At 62.4% G+C, this 18,651-nt stretch carries 19 protein-coding genes; 11 read left to right on the forward strand and 8 right to left on the reverse strand.

Features of this window, described 5'->3' with window-relative positions:
• Positions 1 to 88: 88 nt before the first annotated feature.
• Complete coding sequence (locus IB264_RS08610; RefSeq protein WP_025429281.1) at positions 89 to 1,078, reverse strand: zinc-dependent alcohol dehydrogenase family protein; 990 nt, start codon at positions 1,076 to 1,078, stop codon at positions 89 to 91.
• 104 nt (positions 1,079 to 1,182) lie between these two features.
• On the opposite strand from IB264_RS08610, the gene IB264_RS08615 reads away from it, so the two are divergent.
• Complete coding sequence (locus IB264_RS08615) at positions 1,183 to 2,082, forward strand: LysR family transcriptional regulator (protein WP_113568484.1); 900 nt, start codon at positions 1,183 to 1,185, stop codon at positions 2,080 to 2,082.
• A 159-nt stretch (positions 2,083 to 2,241) separates the two neighbouring features.
• Here IB264_RS08615 and IB264_RS08620 read toward each other — a convergent pair whose 3' ends face one another.
• The 5 genes from IB264_RS08620 to IB264_RS08640 all read right to left on the reverse strand — a co-directional run bounded on the left by IB264_RS08620 (position 2,242) and on the right by IB264_RS08640 (position 6,225).
• Entirely contained in the window at positions 2,242 to 2,607 is a 366-nt protein-coding gene (locus IB264_RS08620) for a VOC family protein (protein WP_025429279.1), read from the reverse strand.
• Between the two features lie 107 nt (positions 2,608 to 2,714).
• A complete protein-coding gene (locus IB264_RS08625; protein WP_225906260.1) occupies positions 2,715 to 3,632 on the reverse strand; it encodes a LysR family transcriptional regulator in 918 nt (305 codons plus the stop codon).
• A 22-nt stretch (positions 3,633 to 3,654) separates the two neighbouring features.
• Entirely contained in the window at positions 3,655 to 4,812 is a 1,158-nt protein-coding gene (locus tag IB264_RS08630) for a M20 aminoacylase family protein (protein WP_107027547.1), read from the reverse strand.
• A gap of 64 nt (positions 4,813 to 4,876) precedes the next feature.
• Positions 4,877 to 5,392: a hypothetical protein gene (locus IB264_RS08635; RefSeq protein WP_057222838.1), complete on the reverse strand. Its 516-nt coding sequence runs from the start codon at positions 5,390 to 5,392 to the stop codon at positions 4,877 to 4,879.
• 17 nt (positions 5,393 to 5,409) lie between these two features.
• Complete coding sequence (locus IB264_RS08640) at positions 5,410 to 6,225, reverse strand: DUF3100 domain-containing protein (RefSeq protein WP_107027454.1); 816 nt, start codon at positions 6,223 to 6,225, stop codon at positions 5,410 to 5,412.
• A gap of 463 nt (positions 6,226 to 6,688) precedes the next feature.
• Between IB264_RS08640 and IB264_RS08645 the strand changes: the two genes are divergently transcribed.
• The 6 genes from IB264_RS08645 to IB264_RS08670 all read left to right on the forward strand — a co-directional run bounded on the left by IB264_RS08645 (position 6,689) and on the right by IB264_RS08670 (position 13,573).
• Positions 6,689 to 7,714 carry an ABC transporter substrate-binding protein gene (locus IB264_RS08645; protein WP_025429274.1) on the forward strand — a complete coding sequence of 342 codons (1,026 nt, stop codon included), beginning with the start codon at positions 6,689 to 6,691 and terminating at the stop codon, positions 7,712 to 7,714.
• 67 nt (positions 7,715 to 7,781) lie between these two features.
• Positions 7,782 to 9,287 carry a sugar ABC transporter ATP-binding protein gene (locus IB264_RS08650; RefSeq protein WP_025429273.1) on the forward strand — a complete coding sequence of 502 codons (1,506 nt, stop codon included), beginning with the start codon at positions 7,782 to 7,784 and terminating at the stop codon, positions 9,285 to 9,287.
• Positions 9,287 to 10,279 (forward strand): ABC transporter permease, encoded by a 993-nt coding sequence (locus tag IB264_RS08655; protein ID WP_025429272.1) that lies wholly within the window; start codon positions 9,287 to 9,289, stop codon positions 10,277 to 10,279. Before IB264_RS08650 ends, IB264_RS08655 begins: the two co-directional genes overlap by 1 nt.
• Positions 10,276 to 11,232 (forward strand): ABC transporter permease, encoded by a 957-nt coding sequence (locus IB264_RS08660; RefSeq protein WP_025429271.1) that lies wholly within the window; start codon positions 10,276 to 10,278, stop codon positions 11,230 to 11,232. The genes IB264_RS08655 and IB264_RS08660 overlap by 4 nt, the downstream gene beginning before the upstream one ends.
• On the forward strand, positions 11,229 to 12,254 hold the full coding sequence (locus IB264_RS08665) for a LacI family DNA-binding transcriptional regulator (RefSeq protein WP_025429270.1): 1,026 nt from the start codon (positions 11,229 to 11,231) through the stop codon (positions 12,252 to 12,254). Before IB264_RS08660 ends, IB264_RS08665 begins: the two co-directional genes overlap by 4 nt.
• Before the next feature lie 74 nt (positions 12,255 to 12,328).
• Complete coding sequence (locus IB264_RS08670; RefSeq protein ID WP_057209846.1) at positions 12,329 to 13,573, forward strand: Gfo/Idh/MocA family protein; 1,245 nt, start codon at positions 12,329 to 12,331, stop codon at positions 13,571 to 13,573.
• Positions 13,574 to 13,655: 82 nt separating this feature from the next.
• On the opposite strand, the gene IB264_RS08675 is transcribed toward IB264_RS08670, so the two are convergent.
• Entirely contained in the window at positions 13,656 to 14,126 is a 471-nt protein-coding gene (locus IB264_RS08675; RefSeq protein WP_057209844.1) for a pyridoxamine 5'-phosphate oxidase family protein, read from the reverse strand.
• A gap of 252 nt (positions 14,127 to 14,378) precedes the next feature.
• On the opposite strand from IB264_RS08675, the gene IB264_RS08680 reads away from it, so the two are divergent.
• A complete protein-coding gene (locus IB264_RS08680) occupies positions 14,379 to 15,425 on the forward strand; it encodes an SLC13 family permease (RefSeq protein WP_057222841.1) in 1,047 nt (348 codons plus the stop codon).
• Positions 15,422 to 15,634 carry a hypothetical protein gene (locus tag IB264_RS08685; RefSeq protein ID WP_057209838.1) on the forward strand — a complete coding sequence of 71 codons (213 nt, stop codon included), beginning with the start codon at positions 15,422 to 15,424 and terminating at the stop codon, positions 15,632 to 15,634. Before IB264_RS08680 ends, IB264_RS08685 begins: the two co-directional genes overlap by 4 nt.
• Positions 15,635 to 15,637: 3 nt before the next feature.
• On the opposite strand, the gene IB264_RS08690 is transcribed toward IB264_RS08685, so the two are convergent.
• On the reverse strand, positions 15,638 to 16,132 hold the full coding sequence (locus IB264_RS08690; protein WP_057210102.1) for an Lrp/AsnC family transcriptional regulator: 495 nt from the start codon (positions 16,130 to 16,132) through the stop codon (positions 15,638 to 15,640).
• Between the two features lie 104 nt (positions 16,133 to 16,236).
• Between IB264_RS08690 and IB264_RS08695 the strand changes: the two genes are divergently transcribed.
• Both IB264_RS08695 and IB264_RS08700 read left to right on the forward strand, forming a co-directional pair.
• The gene (locus IB264_RS08695; protein ID WP_107027455.1) at positions 16,237 to 17,445 is read left to right on the forward strand and encodes a diaminopropionate ammonia-lyase; all 1,209 of its coding nucleotides are present in this window, start codon (positions 16,237 to 16,239) and stop codon (positions 17,443 to 17,445) included.
• 5 nt (positions 17,446 to 17,450) lie between these two features.
• Positions 17,451 to 18,626: a M20 aminoacylase family protein gene (locus IB264_RS08700; protein WP_107027548.1), complete on the forward strand. Its 1,176-nt coding sequence runs from the start codon at positions 17,451 to 17,453 to the stop codon at positions 18,624 to 18,626.
• Positions 18,627 to 18,651: the final 25 nt, after the last annotated feature.

Genomic DNA, 18,651 nt, shown 5'->3' on the forward strand with positions numbered 1-18,651 from the left:
GGCGGAGTGGCAGAAACGCCCGATCCGTTTGCTTTAGGCATTCCCGACGGAAAACCGCTTGGCTCTTTTCCTGGAAATGCTCCAATCGTCAGATTGTCACGACGATCTTGCCGAACTGTTCGTTCGTCTCGAGATAGCGATGCGCCTCGACGATCTGCTCGAACGGAAAGGTCCTGGCGATGACCGGTTGCAACGAACCTGAGGTCAGCCCGTCGAGGATGAAGGCCTTGGCCGCCTCCAGCCGCTGGGGATTACCGATGATCTCGTGGACGAGGTAACCACGCAACGTCAGCGTCTTGCTGAGGACGGCAAACAGCGGAAAAGGCGTGGGCTCAGGGCTGAGGCCGCCATATTCGATCAGGATGCCGCCATGTGACATCGCCGCCGTCAGCGGTTCGAATATCGGCCCGCCGATCGGGTCGAATACCACGTGGATGCCCTGCGGACCGGCAATCTCCTTCAGTCGGGCTTCCAGGTCTTCCTCCGCTGAGGCGATCACATGGGCTGCGCCGAAATCGAACAAGGCCTGCTTCTTGGCAGAGGTTCGCGTGACGGCAATTGCGGTTGCGCCGACCAGGTTGGCGATCTGGATGGCCGCCAATCCGACACTGCTCGAGGCGGCGGTGATCACGACCAAATCTTGCCTGCCGAGCTTGGCGATGTCGATCAGGGCGCCATAGGCCGTGAGATATTGCATCCAGACGGCTGCTGCCGCTTCCCAGTTGAGCGACGGCGGATGCTTGACCACCTGCGCGGCAGGGACGGTGACCAGCTCACCATAGGCGGGCCAGCGGACCATCGATATCGGCGGAATGATGCTGACGGCGTCGCCTGGCGCGAAACCGTCGACCCCGCCGCCAATCGTTTCGATCACCCCCGCAGCCTCGAGGCCAAGACCGGACGGCAATGTCGGCGTCTCGATGTACCGGCCCGAGCGCAGCAGCGCCTCGGCGCGATTGAGGCCAAGGGCCTTGACGCGAATCTGGACCTCGCCGGTACCGGGTCCGGCAACATCGTGATCCTCAATGCGCAGAACCTCCGGACCACCATGCTCATGAAAACGAACGACGCGTGCCATCAGCCATAAACTCCGTAATGATTGAACTGAATAAGCTATGCGCGTCGGCTGGAATTCGATAAATGTCGGATTTGGCAGAGCAGTAGAAACCAGGAGTTTCGAATATGGATCGCCTTACGAGCATGGCGGTGTTCGTCAAAGCCGTGGATCTCGGCTCGTTTGCGGCCGCCTCGGAAGCGCTCGACCTTTCCGGGCCGATGGTCGGCAAGCATGTTCGGTTTCTCGAAGAGCGGCTCGGCGTGCGTCTGATCAACCGCACGACGCGTCGACAGAGCCTGACCGAATTCGGTCGCGCCTATTATGACCGCTGCCGTGTCATCCTTGCGGAGGCCGAAGCGGCAGACGCACTTGCGGCCGATCAGCTTTCCGAGCCGCGCGGTCGGTTGCGCGTCACCATGCCGGCGCTGCTCGGCCGGCGGTGCGTCGCGCCCATTCTGATGGAGTTTGCCCGGAAATACCCAAGGCTCGAGCTTGAGCTCTCCTTCGGCGATCGCATCGTCGATCTCGCCGAGGATGGTTACGACCTTGCCATCCGCACCGGCACTCTGGAGGACAGGTCCGGGCTGATCGCCCGTCGGCTTGCCAGCCACAGCATGGTTGTGTGCGCATCGCCGTCCTATGTCGAGCGCCATGGCACCCCGAGACAGATCGACGATCTGGGCGGCCATCATGCGGTGACATATAATAGACCTGGATGGGTGCATCCCTGGCTTTTCCCGCGCGACGGGCGGCAGGTTTTGGAAGTGACGCCCGCCAATCGCTTGCGGCTGGACGATCTCGAGGCCATCGCCGATGCTGCGGCTGCCGGAATGGGGCTGGCCTGGTTGCCGTCGTGGCTCGTTCGCCACCGCATCAAGTCCGGCGTCCTTGTCGAAGTGTTGCAAGGCGAGCCGGGATATGTGTTCGACAACTATGCCCTTTGGTTGCGCACGCCGCACTTGCCGCTGAAAGTCCGTCTTGCGGTCGATGCGCTGGTGGCCGCTTTGCCCACGGCGATGATCTAAGCCGTGAACCCATAAACCGGACGACTGAGATGGGCGTGGATTCCGGCCCGTCCGTTTGGTCAAAGACGGGAACCTGACGTCGGTGGCGGAACGCGCCATGACCATGAGCAGACGACGTATCGAAGGCAACCGCCCGCCGCCATCAGCTTTACGTCAGGTTCAGTCCTTCTTGAACTCGAATAGCTCGATGACGTTGCCCGACGGATCTTCGAGTAGGATGGCGCGGCCGGCACCGCCGTCGCTGATTTCACCACGGAATCTTGCATCAGCGCGGCGCAACCGCTCAATGAGGACATCGACCTCGTTTGTAATGATCATAAATCGGTTCCACCCGCCCGGCTTCGGATCACCGCCGGCCTGACCACCGCTCCCGGCACCTGGGGCGCTGAGATACAGCGTCAGGTCGTCGCGCAGCAGCGCGGCGAACTTGCCCGGGTTGTGCTTGTCGATCTTGAAATCGAGATTGTCTCGATAAAACGCGACCGCCTCGTCGACGTCCGCGACGATGTATCGGACGGATGCCATTCAACCTTCTCCTCTGTCCTGGAGCTACAACGGTCAACTCGCGTAAAGGTTTCCTGTCGGTGGAACTGAGTGCAGAACGGGCCGTCCGGATGCCGGTTCGGTAAGCCTCAGGCTTTGAAGGACTGCATTTCCTGCGCGAGATGCTGGCCGAGTTTTTCTACCGAGAGCGGCAGGCGGCGATGCGCACGCACCATCAGGTGAGCGCTCGCCTCGCGCAGCAGCGGATCTTCAAGGTCGACCGCCTGCATGACGCCGCGGTCGATTTCGCCGGAGACGGCGGTCCTCGGCAGGAAGGTGACGCCGAGACCGGAGGCGACGAAACGGCGCAACACTTCGATCGAATGAGTTTCGAGCAACGGCGCCAGTGCCATGCCGGCGTCGGCGGCGACGCGGGCAACGATCTGGGTGACGCCGTTGCCTTTGCCGAGCATGGCGCAGGGCGAGGTCAGACAGTCCGCCAGTTTCAGACCGGTGCGGCTGGCGAGGGCATGCCCGATCGGAGCAATGACGCAAAGCGGCTGGCGGGCGATTGCCAGCGCCCGGATGCGCGGGTCCGTCAGCGGTGTGTAGGCGATGCCGATATCCGCGTCGCTGTTGGCGATGGCATCGACCACGTCCTCGGTGCTGCCGAGTTCGACGATATAGCGGACATATGAATGCGCCCTCGAGAATGACGACAGCCCGTGTTCGACAAGGTCCGCCATGAAACCTTCGCCGCAACGAATGCGGATGCGCGTCTGCTGGACGCCGCGGATCTGGTCGAGCTGTTCGGCGAGCAGGCCGTTGTCTTCAAGAACACGCTTGCCGTGTTCGAGAACGAGTTCGCCGGCATCCGTCAGCACTGTGCCGCGTGCTGTTCGTTCGAACAGCGCAAGGCCGATCTCGCGTTCGGTGTCGGCGATCTGGCGGCTGACGACCGACGGCGCCAGCCCCATGTGTTCGGCCGCACCCCGGATCGATCCGATGCGGGCAACGGCCATAAAAATCTTGAGCGCTTTCGCGTCGAGCACGTCCATGGTGGTCATGTGCGACGGAAACGGTTTGAGGTCAACGACCAAGAGATGTGGCGATCAGCCTTGTCCAGAGGTCGACGCCCTGCGGAACGATCGCATCGTTGAAATCGTAGTGCGGTGAATGCAGGCCGGGGTTGGCGCCTTCGCGGCGTGCGCCGAGCCAGAGGTAACAGCCGGGGCGTTCCTCCAGCATGAAGGCGAAATCTTCCGCAGCCATGCTGGGGGCGGCATCGACGACCGAAAGGGCACTGTCCTTTGCTGCGACCGAGCGCACGAAGGCGGCCGATGCAGCATCGTTGATCGTGGCGGGATAGCGGTACTGATAGTCGAGATCGGCGCTGCAGCCGAGGCCCTCGGCGATGGCCGCCGTCAGCGTCCGCATGCGCTTTTCGAGGATTTCTCCGACTTCTTTCGCAAACCAGCGTGTCGTGCCGCGGATGACAGCTTCCTGCGGGATGACATTCCAGGCATCGCCGCCGTGGATCTGGGTCACGGAGACGACGGCTGCGTCGAGCGGCGAGACGTTGCGGCTGGCAATCGTCTGCAGCGCGGAGACGATCTGGGCTGCGGCAACCAGCGGGTCGGCGCCCTCATGCGGCATCGCCCCGTGGGCGCCTCTGCCGGTGATGCGGATTTCGAACACGCCGAAGGCGGCCATCATCGCGTCGTCGCGGGCAACGCAGGTGCCGACGTTAAGCGCCGGCCAATTGTGCAGGGCATAGACTGCGTCAGCCGGAAAATCACGGAAGAGGCCGTCGGCGACCATGGCGCGGGCGCCACCTTCCGCTTCTTCCGCCGGCTGGAAAATGAAGTGTACGGTACCGTCGAAATCCATCTCGGAGGCTTGTCGCGCCGCGGCGAGCAGCATCGAGACGTGACCGTCATGGCCGCAGGCATGCATCTTGCCGGATGTTTTCGACGCGTAGGCAACGCCGCTGGCCTCGACGATCGGCAGCGCGTCCATGTCGGCGCGGATGGCGATGGCGCGGGTCGAAGTACCGCGTGACAGCGTGCCGACAAGGCCGGTGCCGGCATAGCCGGTTTTGGTCGCGATGCCCCATTCGGCAAGCTTGCCGGCAATGAAGGCGGAGGTTTCCCGTTCCTCGAAGGCGAGTTCCGGGTGGGCGTGCAGGTGATGGCGCCAGGCGATCGTTTCCGCGATACGGTCGGGGCTGATGTCGTGGCGGCTCATCTCGTTCATCCTGTCTCTGCACATTGGAAACCGGCCGCAAACGCGGCCGGCCTGCTGTTCTATCCTACTGGCCCAATCTCAGGAACAGGTCGGCAACGACGACGGAGCCCATATAGGTTCCGATCATCACGCAGATCGCCACGATGACGATCTTCCAGCCCGAACGACGGGCGATGGCGAATTCGCTCGCTGTCAGCGCCAGGCCGCCATAGGCAAGCGCCGGCGTGGCGAGCGCCAGGAAGTTCAGGTGCTCGACCTGTTCGCTGACCCAGGCAGCCCCCGGGACGCCGGGAATGGTGATCAGGATCGCGATCAGCGATACCCAGGCGACACCAGGCAGGTAAAAGGGTACGAAGCGGGCAAAGCCGAGGCCGATGATGCAGGCGACATAGAGCACCGCCATGCCCGGCAGGGCGATGAGCGGCGACGTGCCCGTTCCGACCCAGTTGGCGATCAGGCCGATGGCGCAGGCGATCAGCAGCAGCCCGGAGTGTTTGACGACATCGATTTTGCGCTCATCTTCCGCATTCAGCGGCAGGTCATCAGCAAGATTGGTGGTGGTGTTGGTTTGATTGGCCATTGTTCCTGTCTCCCCGATCAGGCTGTTTTGCGGTCGGACGGGCGGGCTTTGTTGTAAAGCCATTCCGTCAGCGGCAGGGCGACGAACATGCCGACATAAAGGCCGGTCGCGTAGGTCAGGATGTTGCTGGCCGCTGCCAGCGCCAGGATGATGTCCTTCTGGTCCGGAACGACGGCGACGAGACCGCCGGTGCAGGCCGCAAGCATCGAGCCGGAGCCGACGCCGCAGGACATGGCAAGAGCGCGCACGTCGAAGATGCCGAGGCCGTGGACGAGCGGCGGCATGATCGCGAAGACGAATGTGCCGATGAGTGTGCCGGTGGCATAGACTCCCATGGCGCCGGCGCCTTCCGGCGAGTTGAGGCCGTATTTGTCGGCGATCAGCGCGATGTTGGGCTCGCGATCGATCGAATAGGTGGCGCCGACGGCTTCGCGGCCCATCTTCAATAGGAACACGGCGACCGGGAAGGCGATGAGGATCGTGCCGAGATTGCCGAGTTCCTGGAGCACGAGTGCCGGTCCGGCCTCGATGATCTTGGAGATCTGTGGTCCGACTGTTGTGCCGAACTTGGCAATGAAAGGCATGATCGCAACGGTGATCATGGCGCCGGACAGCTTGACCGCATCCTTGGAAATGAACTTGGCGCTCGCCTTGAAAATGGCGGGATTGAGCATGATGCCGAGTGCGAAGGCATAAAGGATCGGCAGGAAGATCACGGTGCCGAGGCTGATCGACAGGCGTTGAATGCCGATCAGCTCGGAGACGATGACGATCGCGAGCACAAGGATGTGCAGATAGAGCCCGCCTGCGGCGGCTCCGGGTTTTCCGGTCATGATGTTCTCCTCTGGTTGGGGACCAGTTGTTGTTCTTTGCCCAAACTTAACACTATTGGCTGAGGGCAAATGCCGGCTAGCCGGTCGGCGAGCAACGAAGTGTTGCAGTTCCAGCAACAGGTCGCTGGGTTGAAGGCGGCTTCTGCAAAACCGCTCATCGCTTCTGTCATTTCATGGTCGCGGTCCTGCTTTGGCCGAGTGCGGATGCGAATCGAGCTTTCGCCTTGCCTTGCTTTTGCATGTGCCGCCTCGATGGCCAAGGACACATACGGCCAAGTGGGGACGAGCGGCACGGAAAGCGCCAACTTTCCCCAGCAATCCGGGCGATTGGCCCGGCCAGATCACACCTTGCGCAGGTTCACGACAGAAATTCGAAAAACCCATCAAAAATCGCTGAAAACCCCCATTGAAATCGATTACATTTTCTGGCTTCATGGTTCTCGCAAGATTTTGGGAGGATCTTATGAAGAAGCTTATCGCCGTAGCACTCGGCACCGTCGCATCCATTGCCATCTCCGCCTCGCTCGCCAATGCCGAGACCTTCAAGATTGGTCTGTCCAATGGTTGGGTCGGCAGCGAGTGGCGCACGCAGATGATCGACGAGGCCAAGGCGGCCGCGGAAAAATGGAAGGAAAAGGGCGTCGACGTCGAAGTCAGCGTCCAGAGCGCCAATGTCGACGTGCCCGGGCAGATCGCCCATGTGCGCAATTTCATTGCCGAGGGCGTCAACGCCATCATCATCAACCCCAACAGCCCGACGGCCTTCGACCCGATCTTCGCGCAGGCGAAGGAAGCGGGCATTCTGGTGATCGCCACTGATGCCGAAGTCTCTTCGCCGGATGCCACCTATGTCGGCATCGACCAGACGGCATGGGGTGCGGCCGGTGCCAAGTGGCTTGCCGAAACGCTCGGTGGTAAGGGCAAGGTCGTGGCGATCAACGGCGTCGCAGGCCACCCGGCAAACGAGATGCGGGTCGCCGGCTATAAGAGCGTCTTCAAGGACTATCCGGATATCCAAGTCGTCAACGAGGTCAACGCCAACTGGGATCAGGCGCAGGGCCAACAGGCCATGCAGAACATCCTGGCGACCTATCCTGACGTCAACGGCGTCGTCGTGCAGGACGGCATGGCTGCCGGCGCCTGGAAGTCGATCATGGATGCCGGCAAGGCCAGCCAGATCGCAGCAACCGGCGAGATCCGCAAGGACTTCATCGATCTCTGGAGCAAGGATAAGCTGAACTCCGGCGCGACCGTCAATCCGCCCGGCGTCATGGCAAGCGCGCTCAATGTCGCCGTCCTCATGCTGCAGGGCAAGGAACTGAAGGAACCGGCAACGGCTGGCCAGTACAAGAACGCCATGTACCTGCCGATCCCGTTCATCGACTCCAAGAACCTGGCGGATGCCGCCAAGCAGGTCGACGGCAAGCCGGGCTACTACTCCTACACCAGCGCCCTTTCAATCGAAGACGCTGAAGCGCTCTTCAAGTAAGCGCTCAAGACCGGGCGGATCTCGTGGTCCGCCCGGCGCTTCTGACCCGATCATACGGACGATCCTCATGTCGAAACTTAAGATGAACGGAGTAAGCAAGGCTTACGGCGCCACCCTGGCTTTGCGCCGCGGCGACCTTGAGATCGCCGCCGGCGAAGTCCATGTGCTCATGGGCTCGAACGGCTCGGGCAAGAGCACATTGTGCAAGATCATTGCCGGCAGCGTGCGCCCCGATGGCGGAGAGATCCTCATCGACGGTCGGCCGGTCACGATATCAGGGCCGCAATCGGCCAGGGCGCAGGGCATCGGCATCTTCTACCAGGAGCTCAGCCTTGCCGGAAACCGCTCGGTCGAGGAGAATATCTGCCTTGCCATGCTGCCGGTCAAAGCCGGAATCTTTATCGACCGTGCCGCCCTGAAGGCGCGCGCGGCGCGCTACATCGATCTTTTCTCCGGCGTTTCCGGTGATGGTTTTGCGGCCGAGACGCTCGTCGGCAATCTGCGCGCCGATCAGCGACAGCTTGTCGAGATCATGAAGGCACTGGCAAGTGAAGCCCCGATCCTGATCTTCGACGAGCCAACCTCGGCACTCGACAGGGCACAGGTCGACCGCTTCTTCGATATCCTGCGCGGGCTAAAGCGCGACGGCCGCGGCATCATCTTCATTTCGCACCGCATGGACGAGATCACCGCGATCGGTGATCGGGTGACGATCATTCGCGACGGTGAGACGATCAAGACGCTCAATCTGAACGAGACCGATCCTGCCGCGGTCATCCGGCTGATGGTCGGCGGCGCCGGCGACATGCCGGCCTCGCAGTCCTCAGTGCCTGCCGTGGCAAGCTTTTCGGCCGGCGACGCCATGACCGTCGACAAGCTGTCGGGTGCCGGTTTCCGCAATGTCAGCTTCGAGGTCGCCAAGGGTGAGATCCTCGGTCTCGGCGGGCTTCACGGCCAGGGGCAATCGGCGGTGTTGCGGGCGATTTTCGGCGCCGGCTCCACAACTGCGGGCGAAATCCGCATCGGCGGCGATCGTCTCGATGCGAGAAGCCCGCGCGACGCCATCCGGCGCGGTTGCGCCTATGTCTCGGGTGACCGCGGTCGCGACGGCGTCATTGCCGGCAGACCGATCATCGAGAATGTGACGCCCATCCATTACCTGCGTGATCGGCTGATGATTGCACGTCCGTCAACGCTCAAGGAAAAGGCGATGCCGGCGCTTGAGGCGATGCATACGAAGTTCGCGAGTCTCCTGCATCCGATCAACTCGCTTTCCGGCGGCAACCAGCAAAAGGTGATCATCGCCCGCTGGCTGATCGATCGGCCGGATGTGCTGCTGCTGGACGACCCCACCAAGGGCATCGACCTCTCGGCCAAGGCCGATCTCTTTGCCCTCATTCGCCAACTGGCAGGCGAGGGGCTCGGCATCCTGCTCTATTCCTCGGAGGACGCCGAATTGCTCGGGAATGCCAACCGCATCCTCGTCTTCAACGGCGGGTCGGTCACTCGCGAGCTCACCGGCGAGGATCGCACCCGCTACAATCTTTACCAGGCTGCATACGAGGCCGCGTGATGACACCGACCACGACAGAAATTCGACCTTCCCGCGCCGGTGGGCTAAAACTCTGGCTCGAGCGCTATCCGTTCCTGCCGGCGCTGGTCATTGTCGTCGCGCTTCTGGCGTTGAACGGCGTGTTCTCGCCCAACAGCTTGAGCTACCGCTCGCTGACGGGGCTGCTCAGCACCTATATGGCGCTGATCATGCTGGCGATCGCCCAGACCTATGTCGTTTCCGCAGGGGATATTGACCTGTCGGCCGGTGCGACGCTGTCACTCGTCAATGTCGCCATTGTCGTTTTGATGGAAAAATGGGGTGGTGGCGCCGGCGCCGTCATCGGTGCCTTGATCTGTGGCATTCTGCTCGGGCTCGTCTGTGGGGTTATCAACGGCATCGTCGTTGCAGCGCTCAGGCTGCAGGCGATCGTCGCTACCTTTGCGACCAGTATCTTCTTCACCGGCGTTGCGCTCTATGTCATGCCAGTGGCCGGCACGCCGGCGCCGGCGCTGTTCTGGCGGACCTATGGCGGGCGGTTGCTCGGTCTTCCCTTCGTCTTCTATGTGCTTGCAGCACTCGCTGTTCTGCTCTTCCTTTTGTCGCGCACCCGCCTCGTCACCCAGCTTCTGGCCGTCGGTGACGACCAGCAGGCGGCCTACCAGACCGGTCTTCCCGTGGTCCTGGTCCGCATCAAGGGTTATGCGCTCTGCGGCCTGTTTTCGGCGCTCGCAGCGTTCTGCCTGACCGGCGACACCGCCAGCGGCGATCCGCTCGTCGGTGGCAAGATGACGCTCTATAGCGTCGCGGCCGTCGTGCTCGGGGGCAGCGCGCTTGCCGGCGGCTGGACGACCGTGGTCGGTTCTCTGCTCGGCGCGCTGACGATCGGTCTCGTCAACTCGCTCGTCTTCTTCATGGGCACGCCGTCGGAGTGGCAGAACTTCGTTCAAGGTCTCGCCATCCTCCTCGTCTTGATGGCAGGCGTGCTTGCCGGCCGGAGGGCACGCGCATGAACGCCGTTATTTCCTTCCTCAAGAAGCCGCTGGTCATCGCGCTGCTTTTGATCGTGGCACTTCTCTATCTTGGCGAAAGCCTGTCACCGGGCTTTGCCTCGGCCGACCAGATCCTGCGCTTGCTGATTGTCGCCTCGCTGCTCGGCATTGTTGCGGCCGGCCAGAACGTCGTCATTCTCGGCGGCCGCGAAGGCATCGATCTCTCGGTCGGCGGCGTCGTTTCGCTTTCGGCGATCATTGCCGGCAATGTCATGAACGGCGCCGACGGCGGCATCCTGCCGGCGATCCTTGCCTGCGTGGCGACCGGGGCTTTCTTCGGCCTCCTGAACGGGCTGGGTGTCACGCTGCTGCGTATCCCGCCGCTGGTCATGACGCTCGGCATGCTCGGCGTGCTCCAGGGCCTGCTGGTCGTCATCCGCAACGGCATTCCCTCCGGCCGCGCGGCACCCGGTCTTTCCGCCTTCGTCACCCAGCCGCTGGTGTTCGGCATTCCCGGCATCATCTGGCTCTGGATCGCCGTCGGCCTGTTTATGGCCTTCATGCTCAACCGCACCGTCTTCGGGCATCGCATTTATGCGATCGGTTCCAACGAACATGCGGCCTATATGGCCGGCGTGCCGGTCCGCCGCATGCGCATCGGCCTGTTCATGATCTCCGGCATGTTCGCGGCGATCGCAGGCCTCTGCCTGCTTGGCTATTCCGGCTCGTCCTTCGCCAATGTCGGCGAGCAATACATGCTGTCCTCGATCATCGCGGTCGTCTTTGGCGGTACGTCGCTTGCCGGCGGCAAGGGCGGATACACCGGCACCATGGCAGGCGCGCTGTTGCTGGTGATCCTCCAGGGCATCCTGACTACCGTCAACATCGATGAATCCGGCCGTCAGATGGTGTTCGGCGCGACATTGCTGCTCTTGATGCTGTTTTACGGCCGCGGAAAGGCGATGCGGACATGAGCGATCACAGGCCGAAGATCAAGGATATTGCCGAGCGTGCCGGCGTTTCCGTTGCCACCGTGTCGCGGGCGCTCAGCGATTCCGGCCTGGTGACGGCGGAAACGCGCCAGCGCATCCATGCGCTTGCCCGCGAACTCAACTACCGGCCGAACGTCAGCGCCCGCAACCTGCGCACCCGCAAGTCGATGTCGGTGCTCTTGGTCGTGCGCGACGTCGGCAACCCGTTCTATCTCGACATTCTGAAAGGCGTCGAGGCGACGGCGCGCGAGGCCGGCTACTCCGTGCTCATGGGCAACACCGAGAACGATCCGGATCGCGAGACGGAGTATTTCAACATGCTGCGCGATGGCCATGCCGACGGCATGATCCTGATGACCGGCAAGCTGCCGCCGGCAGGGCATGATGCTGGTCTCGACCTGGCGCATCTGCCCGTCGTCGTCGCGCTGGAAATGATCGACGACTCGGGGCTGCCGCATGTGCAGGTCGACAACCTTGCCGCCGCCAGGGCTGCGGTCGAGCATCTGATCTCGCTTGGTCACCGCAAGATCGCCCACATCGCCGGGCCGCTGCCCGAAGTGATGGCCATTCACCGCCGAGACGGTTATCGCGCCGCGATGCACGAGGCCGGCCTTGCGATCCCTGACGGCTACGAGGCTCGGGGCGATTACCTGCTTGAAACCGGCCAGCTCTGCTGCGGCCAATTGTTTGCCTTGGCCGAGCCGCCGACGGCGATATTCGCCGCCAACGACGAAATGGCCTATGGCGCCATTCACGAGTTGCGTCGCCTCGGCCGTGATGTGCCTGGTGATGTTTCCGTCGTCGGCTTCGACGACCTCTATCTGAGCAAGGCTTTCTATCCGCCGCTGACCACGGTCAACCAGCCGCGCGCCGACATCGGCAGAACGGCGATGTCGCTGCTGCTTCGTATGCTTTCCGGCGAGGAGGTGGCGCATGCGCCGCCCATAGTGCTGCCGACGACCCTGAGCATTCGGGCCAGCACCACCGCGCCACGTCACTCATAAGGCGAGCATGATGTCGACCGAAACCGCTTACACTTTCGGCATCATGCTCCGGCCGAAAAATCTGGGAGAAGAAAATGACACAGCTACCGAAGCACACGCTGCGCGTGGGTTTCGTCGGAACGGGCTTCATCGCCCATTTCCACCTGAAATCGATGATCGGCGTGCGCAATGTCGAAGTGACGGGCGTCTTCAGCCGCAAGGCGGAAAACCGCGAAAAATTTGCGAAGGAAGTCGAAACGCTCGGGCTCGGCTCCTGCCGCACGCATGAGAGCCTGGAAGCGCTGCTGTCAGCCGACGACGTCGACGCGATCTGGATCCTGTCGCCGAACTATACGCGCCTCGACGTGATGCGCGCCCTGCACGGGGCGATCAAGTCAGGCCGCAGCAAGGTCTTTGCGGTCGCCTGTGAGAAGCCCTTGGCGCGCACGGTGGCGGAAGCCCGCGAGATGCTGACGCTGGCCGAAGATGCCGGCCTCAATCATGGCTATCTCGAAAATCAGGTGTTCTGCACGCCGGTGTTGCGCGGCAAGGAAATCATCTGGCGTCGCGCCGCCTCCACCACCGGCAGACCCTATCTTGCGCGGGCGGCAGAGGAACATTCCGGTCCGCACGAGCCCTGGTTCTGGCAGGGCGACAAGCAGGGCGGCGGTGTTCTCTCCGACATGATGTGCCACAGCGTCGAGGTGGCGCGCTATCTCTTGACCGCGCCCGGTGCGCCGCGCAATTCACTGAAGATCAAGTCGGTCAACGGCACCGTCGCCAACCTGAAATGGACACGTCCCAACTATGCCGAACAGCTGCGCAAGCGCTTCGGCAACGATGTGGACTATCGCAACCGCCCTTCGGAGGATTTTGCGCGCGCGACGGTGACACTCGAGGATCAGGACGGCAACGAACTGATGATCGAAGCGACGACCTCCTGGGCCTATGTCGGCGCCGGCCTGCGCATCCAGCTCGAATTGCTCGGACCGGAATATGCGCTCGAATACAATTCGCTGAGCACGGGCTTGAAGATCTTCATGTCTCGCGAAGTCACGGGGTCGGAAGGCGAGGATCTGGTCGAAAAGCAGAATGCCGAGCAGGGGCTGATGCCGGTGCTCGAGGACGAGGCTGGCGTCTACGGGTATACCGACGAAAACCGCCACATGGTCGAATGCTTCCGCAAGGGCCAGAAGCCGCTCGAAACTTTCGAGGACGGTCTGGCCGTGGTCGAGATGCTGATGGGGCTTTATCGCTCCGCAGAGATCAACGCCACCTTGCAGTTCCCCGCGCCGGAACTCGAACATTACGTGCCCGTGGTCGCGCGCAAGGGCGCTTGATACGGATCGGCTGAGGCTGGCTGGCGGGGAGCACCCCCCGTCGTCTCGATGAGCCAGGCCTCCCAGCTTGGGCGTCTTCTCGTTAATGCGAGGAGATGTCCACCGGATCTTCGTCCATGGCGCGCCCGGTCATCTCGTCGATCTCGATGACAAAGAACAGATGTGGAGACGTTCCGACGACACCCTGCTCCGCCGGCTTCAAACCGCCCGGTTCCCACCAGTTGGTGCGCTTCTCCAGCAGCGACCATGCCTGCAGGCGCTCTTGATGCCCTTGCTCCGTATCCGGCAACTCCCGATACCTGCCGTAGATGACCGCGCTTTTCCAACTTCCCCTGTCAGAGAACTCGTCGATCTGGACACAGACACGAGGATTTGAGCGCATCCAGTCGACTTTCTGTCCGGGCATGGAGAAGCCGTATAGCCGGTTCGCGGCAGAGGCGTACTGGATGGGGACGATGTAGGGCTGGTCATCCCTGGCACAGGCCAGCCGACCGATATGGTGCGAGGAGATGAGGGCGATACATTCCTCACGCGACAATTCCCTGACGAACATAATTCGCTTCCTCCAACGGTGAACCGTAGCCCAAGACTGCCGGCATTTCGCGGTCCACTACATTGATATGGCGCACGGCGTGAACATTGACAGGCGCGCTGGCCGAAGTGCGCGCAACTACCTCGTCCGATCAACAAATTGAAACGGGCCGTGCTTCGGGCGGGAATAAACCGCGTGCAGCACCGTTAGGCCCTCATCGAGACATCATGACGGTCGGTTGTCGCGCGGGAGTTTTCACCGCGAGCCGGTCAGATGCCGCTGCGCCAAGTGCGGCTGTTGACCGGGTCGCTGCTGATCTTCGCGACGATCCTGATCTTTGTTGCCGCTGATGGGCTGACCATGCCGATGCGTCTGGCGCTGATGGTGTTTGCGACAACGCTTGTCTGCTGGACGATCTTCGACCTGCCTGAAACGCCGGTGGCGCTTGCCGGAGCGCTGGCTTTGGGCGCCACCGGTACCGTCAGCGAAGAGGCGATGTTTGCAGCGCTCGGCAACGATATCGTCTGGTTGATGATCGCCGCCTTCGTCATTGCCTCGGTGCTTCAGGCATCCGGGCTGGTGGAGCGTCTCACCTTCCGGCTGCTGGCACCGTTCCAGCGCGTCAGCAGCCTTTTCTGGGCTGTAACTCTGACGATCTTTGCGACCGCCTTCATCATCCCATCCACGTCAGCACGGGCGGTAATCTTCATGCCGGTCTTTCTGGGGCTGACGGCCGCCATTGGCCGGCCCGGCGTGACACGGGCGCTTGCCTTGCTTTTCCCGTCGGTGATCCTGCTTTCGGCCGCCGCCTCGCTGACCGGTGCCGGCGCCCATCTGGTGGCGGTCGATTTCATCCGTCGCAGCGGCGGCAAAGCGCCCGATTTCCTCGATTGGGCCTTGCTGGCTGCCCCGTTCGGATTGGTCACGAGCCTGATTGCCTGTGGCCTCATCCTGCGGTTCTTCCTCGGCGCCGAGGATCGTAACGCTGCTTTCGAGCCATGCACGCCGGCTGAAAGGCAGCCGCTCAATGCGCAGGAGCGGACGCTGCTGGCGGTGACGGCGCTCATCGTTCTGGCGCTTGCGACATCGGGCCTTCATGGCGTTGCCTTGCCCTTCGTTGCCTTGATCGGCGCCCTCGTCATGGCCTCGGAAAAGGTCTCGGGGTTGTCCTTTCGCAAGGCACTGAAAACAGTCGAGTGGAACCTGCTCCTGTTTCTCGCCGGCACGCTCGTCATCGGCGAGGCACTGATGAGCACCGGCACGGCGGCCTTGCGACGTTCCAGGTCGGCGGCGAGCAGATTTGCCGCGAATATGAGATGAAGCGGCCGGATCAGCCGGATTTCGTGTCGGTTGCCTGCCGAAACGCCGGACGCTGGCAGACGCAACTGGCGATCGTCACACCCGAAAGCGGTGAAGGATTTGCGCCGGCTTCGTCGCTCGAAACCGTCGATGCCTATCTGACCTCGATCGGTGCCGGCGCACCTCTGGAGGCGGAGGCGGAGAAGAAGGCGCTCGCCGGACGAAAGTAGCCTTCAGCGCGGCTTTTCCACCGGCACTGACAGACCGACCTTGACGCGGTCCATAGTCACGAAGGTTCGGAAGCGCCGGATGTTGGGATTGCCGAAGAACATGCGGCGGGTGAAGGCTTCGTAATCGCCCATCGTCGGCACGATCACGACAAGCATGAAATCCACGTCGCCCGTGACGTAATAGCATTGCTGGACTTCCGGAGCGGCCGAGAAGGCGGCCTTGGCCGCATCGAGCAGGTCGATCTGCTCGCTTTCCACCTCCACTTCGACAAGGATCGTCAGGGCCTGGTTGACCCGCGCCGGCTCGATCACCGCGACATTGCTGCGGATGACCCCAGTTTCTTCCATGCGCTTGATCCGCCGTTGCACGGCCGGCGCAGACAGGTTGACGGCCTCGCCGATCTGTCGCTGTGGCGTCGTGTTGTCCTTCTGCAGGATTGAGAGGATTGCCAGGTCGAAGCGGTCGAGCTCCGCCGATGTGCTCTTTGAAACGGCCATCATTTCCTCATTGTCATTTACAAACTTGCGTAAGGGCTCTCCATTTAGAGCGCATTTCTCTCGTTCGGTGAAATATAACTTCATCGAACGAGGAGATTGCCCACATGCTCATTCGCAACCACCATGCCGATTTCGGATCGCCGCTGCTGCCTGACGATGCCGAAATGCTCTCGATTGCTGCGGCTGCAGAGGTTGAGCGGCAGCTATCGCGCCGTGACGATCATCGGCCGACGCCGCTTCATTCCTTGCCGGCGCTTGCGGCCGAACTCGGGGTCGGAGCAATCTTCGTCAAGGACGAGGGCCATCGGCTCGGGCTCGGCAGTTTCAAGGCGCTTGGCGGATCCTACGCGGTGATCCGGCTGGTGCTTGACGAGGTCCGGAAGCAGACAGGCCTGGACGTCGACATAGACGATCTCACGCGCCCTGACGTTCGCGCGGTCGCGCGCCAAATGACGTTCGGCTGCGCCACGGATGGCAACCATGGTCGCTCAGTGGCGATGGGCGCTGAGCTTGTCGGTGCGAAATCGGTGATCTTCGTGCATTCCGGTGTCAGCCAGAAACGCATAGAGGCGATTGCGCATTACGGCGCCGAGATCGTCCGGGTCGAAGGAACCTATGACGACTCGGTGGAGTTTGCGGCGAAGGTCTGCAACGAGCGTGGCTGGACCGTCGTATCGGACACCTCCTGGCCGGGATACGAATATATTCCCGGTCTGGTCATGCAGGGATATACGGCGCTTTTGTGCGAAGCCTTGCGGACGATCGACGCACCACCGACGCATGTCTTCGTGCAAGCCGGCGTCGGCGGAATCGCTGCTGCAACGGCCGGGCAACTGGCGCTGCGTTACGGTCATGACCGGCCGCGCTTCGTCGTAGTCGAGCCGGCCCGAGCTGCCTGCCTGCTGGCAACGGCAAGGGCCGGCCATCCGGTGAAAGTGCCACATGGCGAGCCAACTGTCATGGCGATGCTCGAATGTTACGAGCCTTCTCTTGTCGCCTGGCGCATTCTTTCGCGTGTTGCCGACGCCTTCATGATGATCGACGAGGAGGATGCCGTTTCGATCATGAACCGCCTCGCTCGCCCGAAAGGGGGCGATCCGGCAATCGTTGCTGGTGAAAGCGGCGGTGTCGGGCTGGCTGGCCTCATCACGGTCGCCGGAGACCCGAACATGCGCGCCGCCCTCGGCCTTGATGCCAATTCGCGGATCCTGGTGATCAATACCGAAGGTGCCACGGATCCTGAACGCTACGAAGAGCTGGTTGGCCTCGCGCCGGCTGATGTCGCCGGGGCTGAGAAATTGGAAAGGGTATGACGCGGATGGCAAACACGGATATCGACAAGCTTGTGGCGGAGATGACGGCGTGGCGTCATGACCTGCACGCCCATCCGGAATTCGGTTTCGAGGAAAAGCGGACAGCGGCCTTCGTTGCCGCCAAGCTGCGGGAGTTCGGCCTGGACGAGGTCGCCGAAGGTATCGGTGGCACCGGGGTGATCGGCACGCTGCGGCATGGAACGGGAAATCGCGCCATAGCGCTGCGTGCCGATATGGATGCGCTGCGTATCGCGGAACAGGGGACAATTGCCTATTGCTCTACCCGGCCCGGCACGATGCACGCCTGCGGCCACGACGGCCATACGGCGATGCTGCTCGGCGCAGCGAAGCTGCTGACCGAGGAGGGCGGCTTTGACGGGACCGTGCGCTTCGTTTTCCAGCCAGCTGAAGAATGGGGGAAGGGTGCACTTGCCATGCTCGCCGATGGCATGCTGGAACGCTTTCCCTTCGACGAGATCTATGGGCTGCACAACATGCCGGGCCTGCCGGTCGGAAAGTTCGAGACCCGTGCCGGCGCCATCATGTCGGCCGAAGACAATTTCGAGGTCACGCTCAAGGGCGTCGGCGGCCATGCCGCGCGACCTCACGCGGGCAACGAGACGCTGGTCGCTGCCTGCGCGACAGTGGTCAATCTCCAGACCATCGTTTCGCGAAGGCTCTCTCCGGCCGATATCGCCGTCGTCTCCGTGACCGAATTGATCACCGACGGCACGCGCAATGCCTTGCCAGGCCTGGCCCGCATTCTCGGTGATGCGCGCAGCTTCCGACCTGAGGTGAGCGCCAGGATCGAACAGCAGATGCGCACGATCGCCAAGGGGACGGCGGATGCCTATGGCTGCGAGGTCGAGGTGACCTATACGCGTGAGTTCGTGCCGCTGCTCAACGATCCGGCTCTCGTCGATCATGCCTTCGCAGCGGCCGGTGCGGTGTTCGGGACGGACAATGTCGCCGTCGCCGCCGAGCCGATGACCGGATCGGAGGATTTTGCCCGGTTCCTCGCGCATGTGCCGGGTTGCTTCGTCTTTATCGGCAACGGCCAGGAATCCGCGCCGCTGCACAATCCGCATTACGACTTCAATGACGATGCCTTGATCTTCGGTGCCCGGTTCCACGCCGAAATCGTCCGGCAACGGCTGGCCGCACCGGATGTGGGGCAGTGACAGTCGCGATGCTCAATACAAACAC

The sequence above is a fragment of the Ensifer sp. ENS11 genome (assembly GCF_014851895.1).
GTDB classification, from domain to species: Bacteria; Pseudomonadota; Alphaproteobacteria; order Rhizobiales; family Rhizobiaceae; genus Ensifer; species Ensifer canadensis.

What these genes read in the sequence shown, in the direction of transcription:
- IB264_RS08615 (WP_113568484.1), top strand. Translation starts at nt 1,183, where the DNA reads ATGGATCGCCTTACGAGCATGGCGGTGTTCGTCAAAGCCGTGGATCTC.
- IB264_RS08690 (WP_057210102.1), bottom strand. Translation starts at nt 16,132, where the DNA reads ATGGCCGTTTCAAAGAGCACATCGGCGGAGCTCGACCGCTTCGACCTG.
- IB264_RS08625 (WP_225906260.1), bottom strand. Translation starts at nt 3,632, where the DNA reads ATGACCACCATGGACGTGCTCGACGCGAAAGCGCTCAAGATTTTTATG.
- IB264_RS08645 (WP_025429274.1), top strand. Translation starts at nt 6,689, where the DNA reads ATGAAGAAGCTTATCGCCGTAGCACTCGGCACCGTCGCATCCATTGCC.
- IB264_RS08680 (WP_057222841.1), top strand. Translation starts at nt 14,379, where the DNA reads ATGCCGCTGCGCCAAGTGCGGCTGTTGACCGGGTCGCTGCTGATCTTC.
- IB264_RS08650 (WP_025429273.1), top strand. Translation starts at nt 7,782, where the DNA reads ATGTCGAAACTTAAGATGAACGGAGTAAGCAAGGCTTACGGCGCCACC.
- IB264_RS08640 (WP_107027454.1), bottom strand. Translation starts at nt 6,225, where the DNA reads ATGACCGGAAAACCCGGAGCCGCCGCAGGCGGGCTCTATCTGCACATC.
- IB264_RS08675 (WP_057209844.1), bottom strand. Translation starts at nt 14,126, where the DNA reads ATGTTCGTCAGGGAATTGTCGCGTGAGGAATGTATCGCCCTCATCTCC.
- IB264_RS08610 (WP_025429281.1), bottom strand. Translation starts at nt 1,078, where the DNA reads ATGGCACGCGTCGTTCGTTTTCATGAGCATGGTGGTCCGGAGGTTCTG.
- IB264_RS08630 (WP_107027547.1), bottom strand. Translation starts at nt 4,812, where the DNA reads ATGAGCCGCCACGACATCAGCCCCGACCGTATCGCGGAAACGATCGCC.
- IB264_RS08695 (WP_107027455.1), top strand. Translation starts at nt 16,237, where the DNA reads ATGCTCATTCGCAACCACCATGCCGATTTCGGATCGCCGCTGCTGCCT.
- IB264_RS08685 (WP_057209838.1), top strand. Translation starts at nt 15,422, where the DNA reads ATGAAGCGGCCGGATCAGCCGGATTTCGTGTCGGTTGCCTGCCGAAAC.
- IB264_RS08635 (WP_057222838.1), bottom strand. Translation starts at nt 5,392, where the DNA reads ATGGCCAATCAAACCAACACCACCACCAATCTTGCTGATGACCTGCCG.
- IB264_RS08665 (WP_025429270.1), top strand. Translation starts at nt 11,229, where the DNA reads ATGAGCGATCACAGGCCGAAGATCAAGGATATTGCCGAGCGTGCCGGC.
- IB264_RS08670 (WP_057209846.1), top strand. Translation starts at nt 12,329, where the DNA reads ATGACACAGCTACCGAAGCACACGCTGCGCGTGGGTTTCGTCGGAACG.
- IB264_RS08620 (WP_025429279.1), bottom strand. Translation starts at nt 2,607, where the DNA reads ATGGCATCCGTCCGATACATCGTCGCGGACGTCGACGAGGCGGTCGCG.
- IB264_RS08655 (WP_025429272.1), top strand. Translation starts at nt 9,287, where the DNA reads ATGACACCGACCACGACAGAAATTCGACCTTCCCGCGCCGGTGGGCTA.
- IB264_RS08660 (WP_025429271.1), top strand. Translation starts at nt 10,276, where the DNA reads ATGAACGCCGTTATTTCCTTCCTCAAGAAGCCGCTGGTCATCGCGCTG.
- IB264_RS08700 (WP_107027548.1), top strand. Translation starts at nt 17,451, where the DNA reads ATGGCAAACACGGATATCGACAAGCTTGTGGCGGAGATGACGGCGTGG.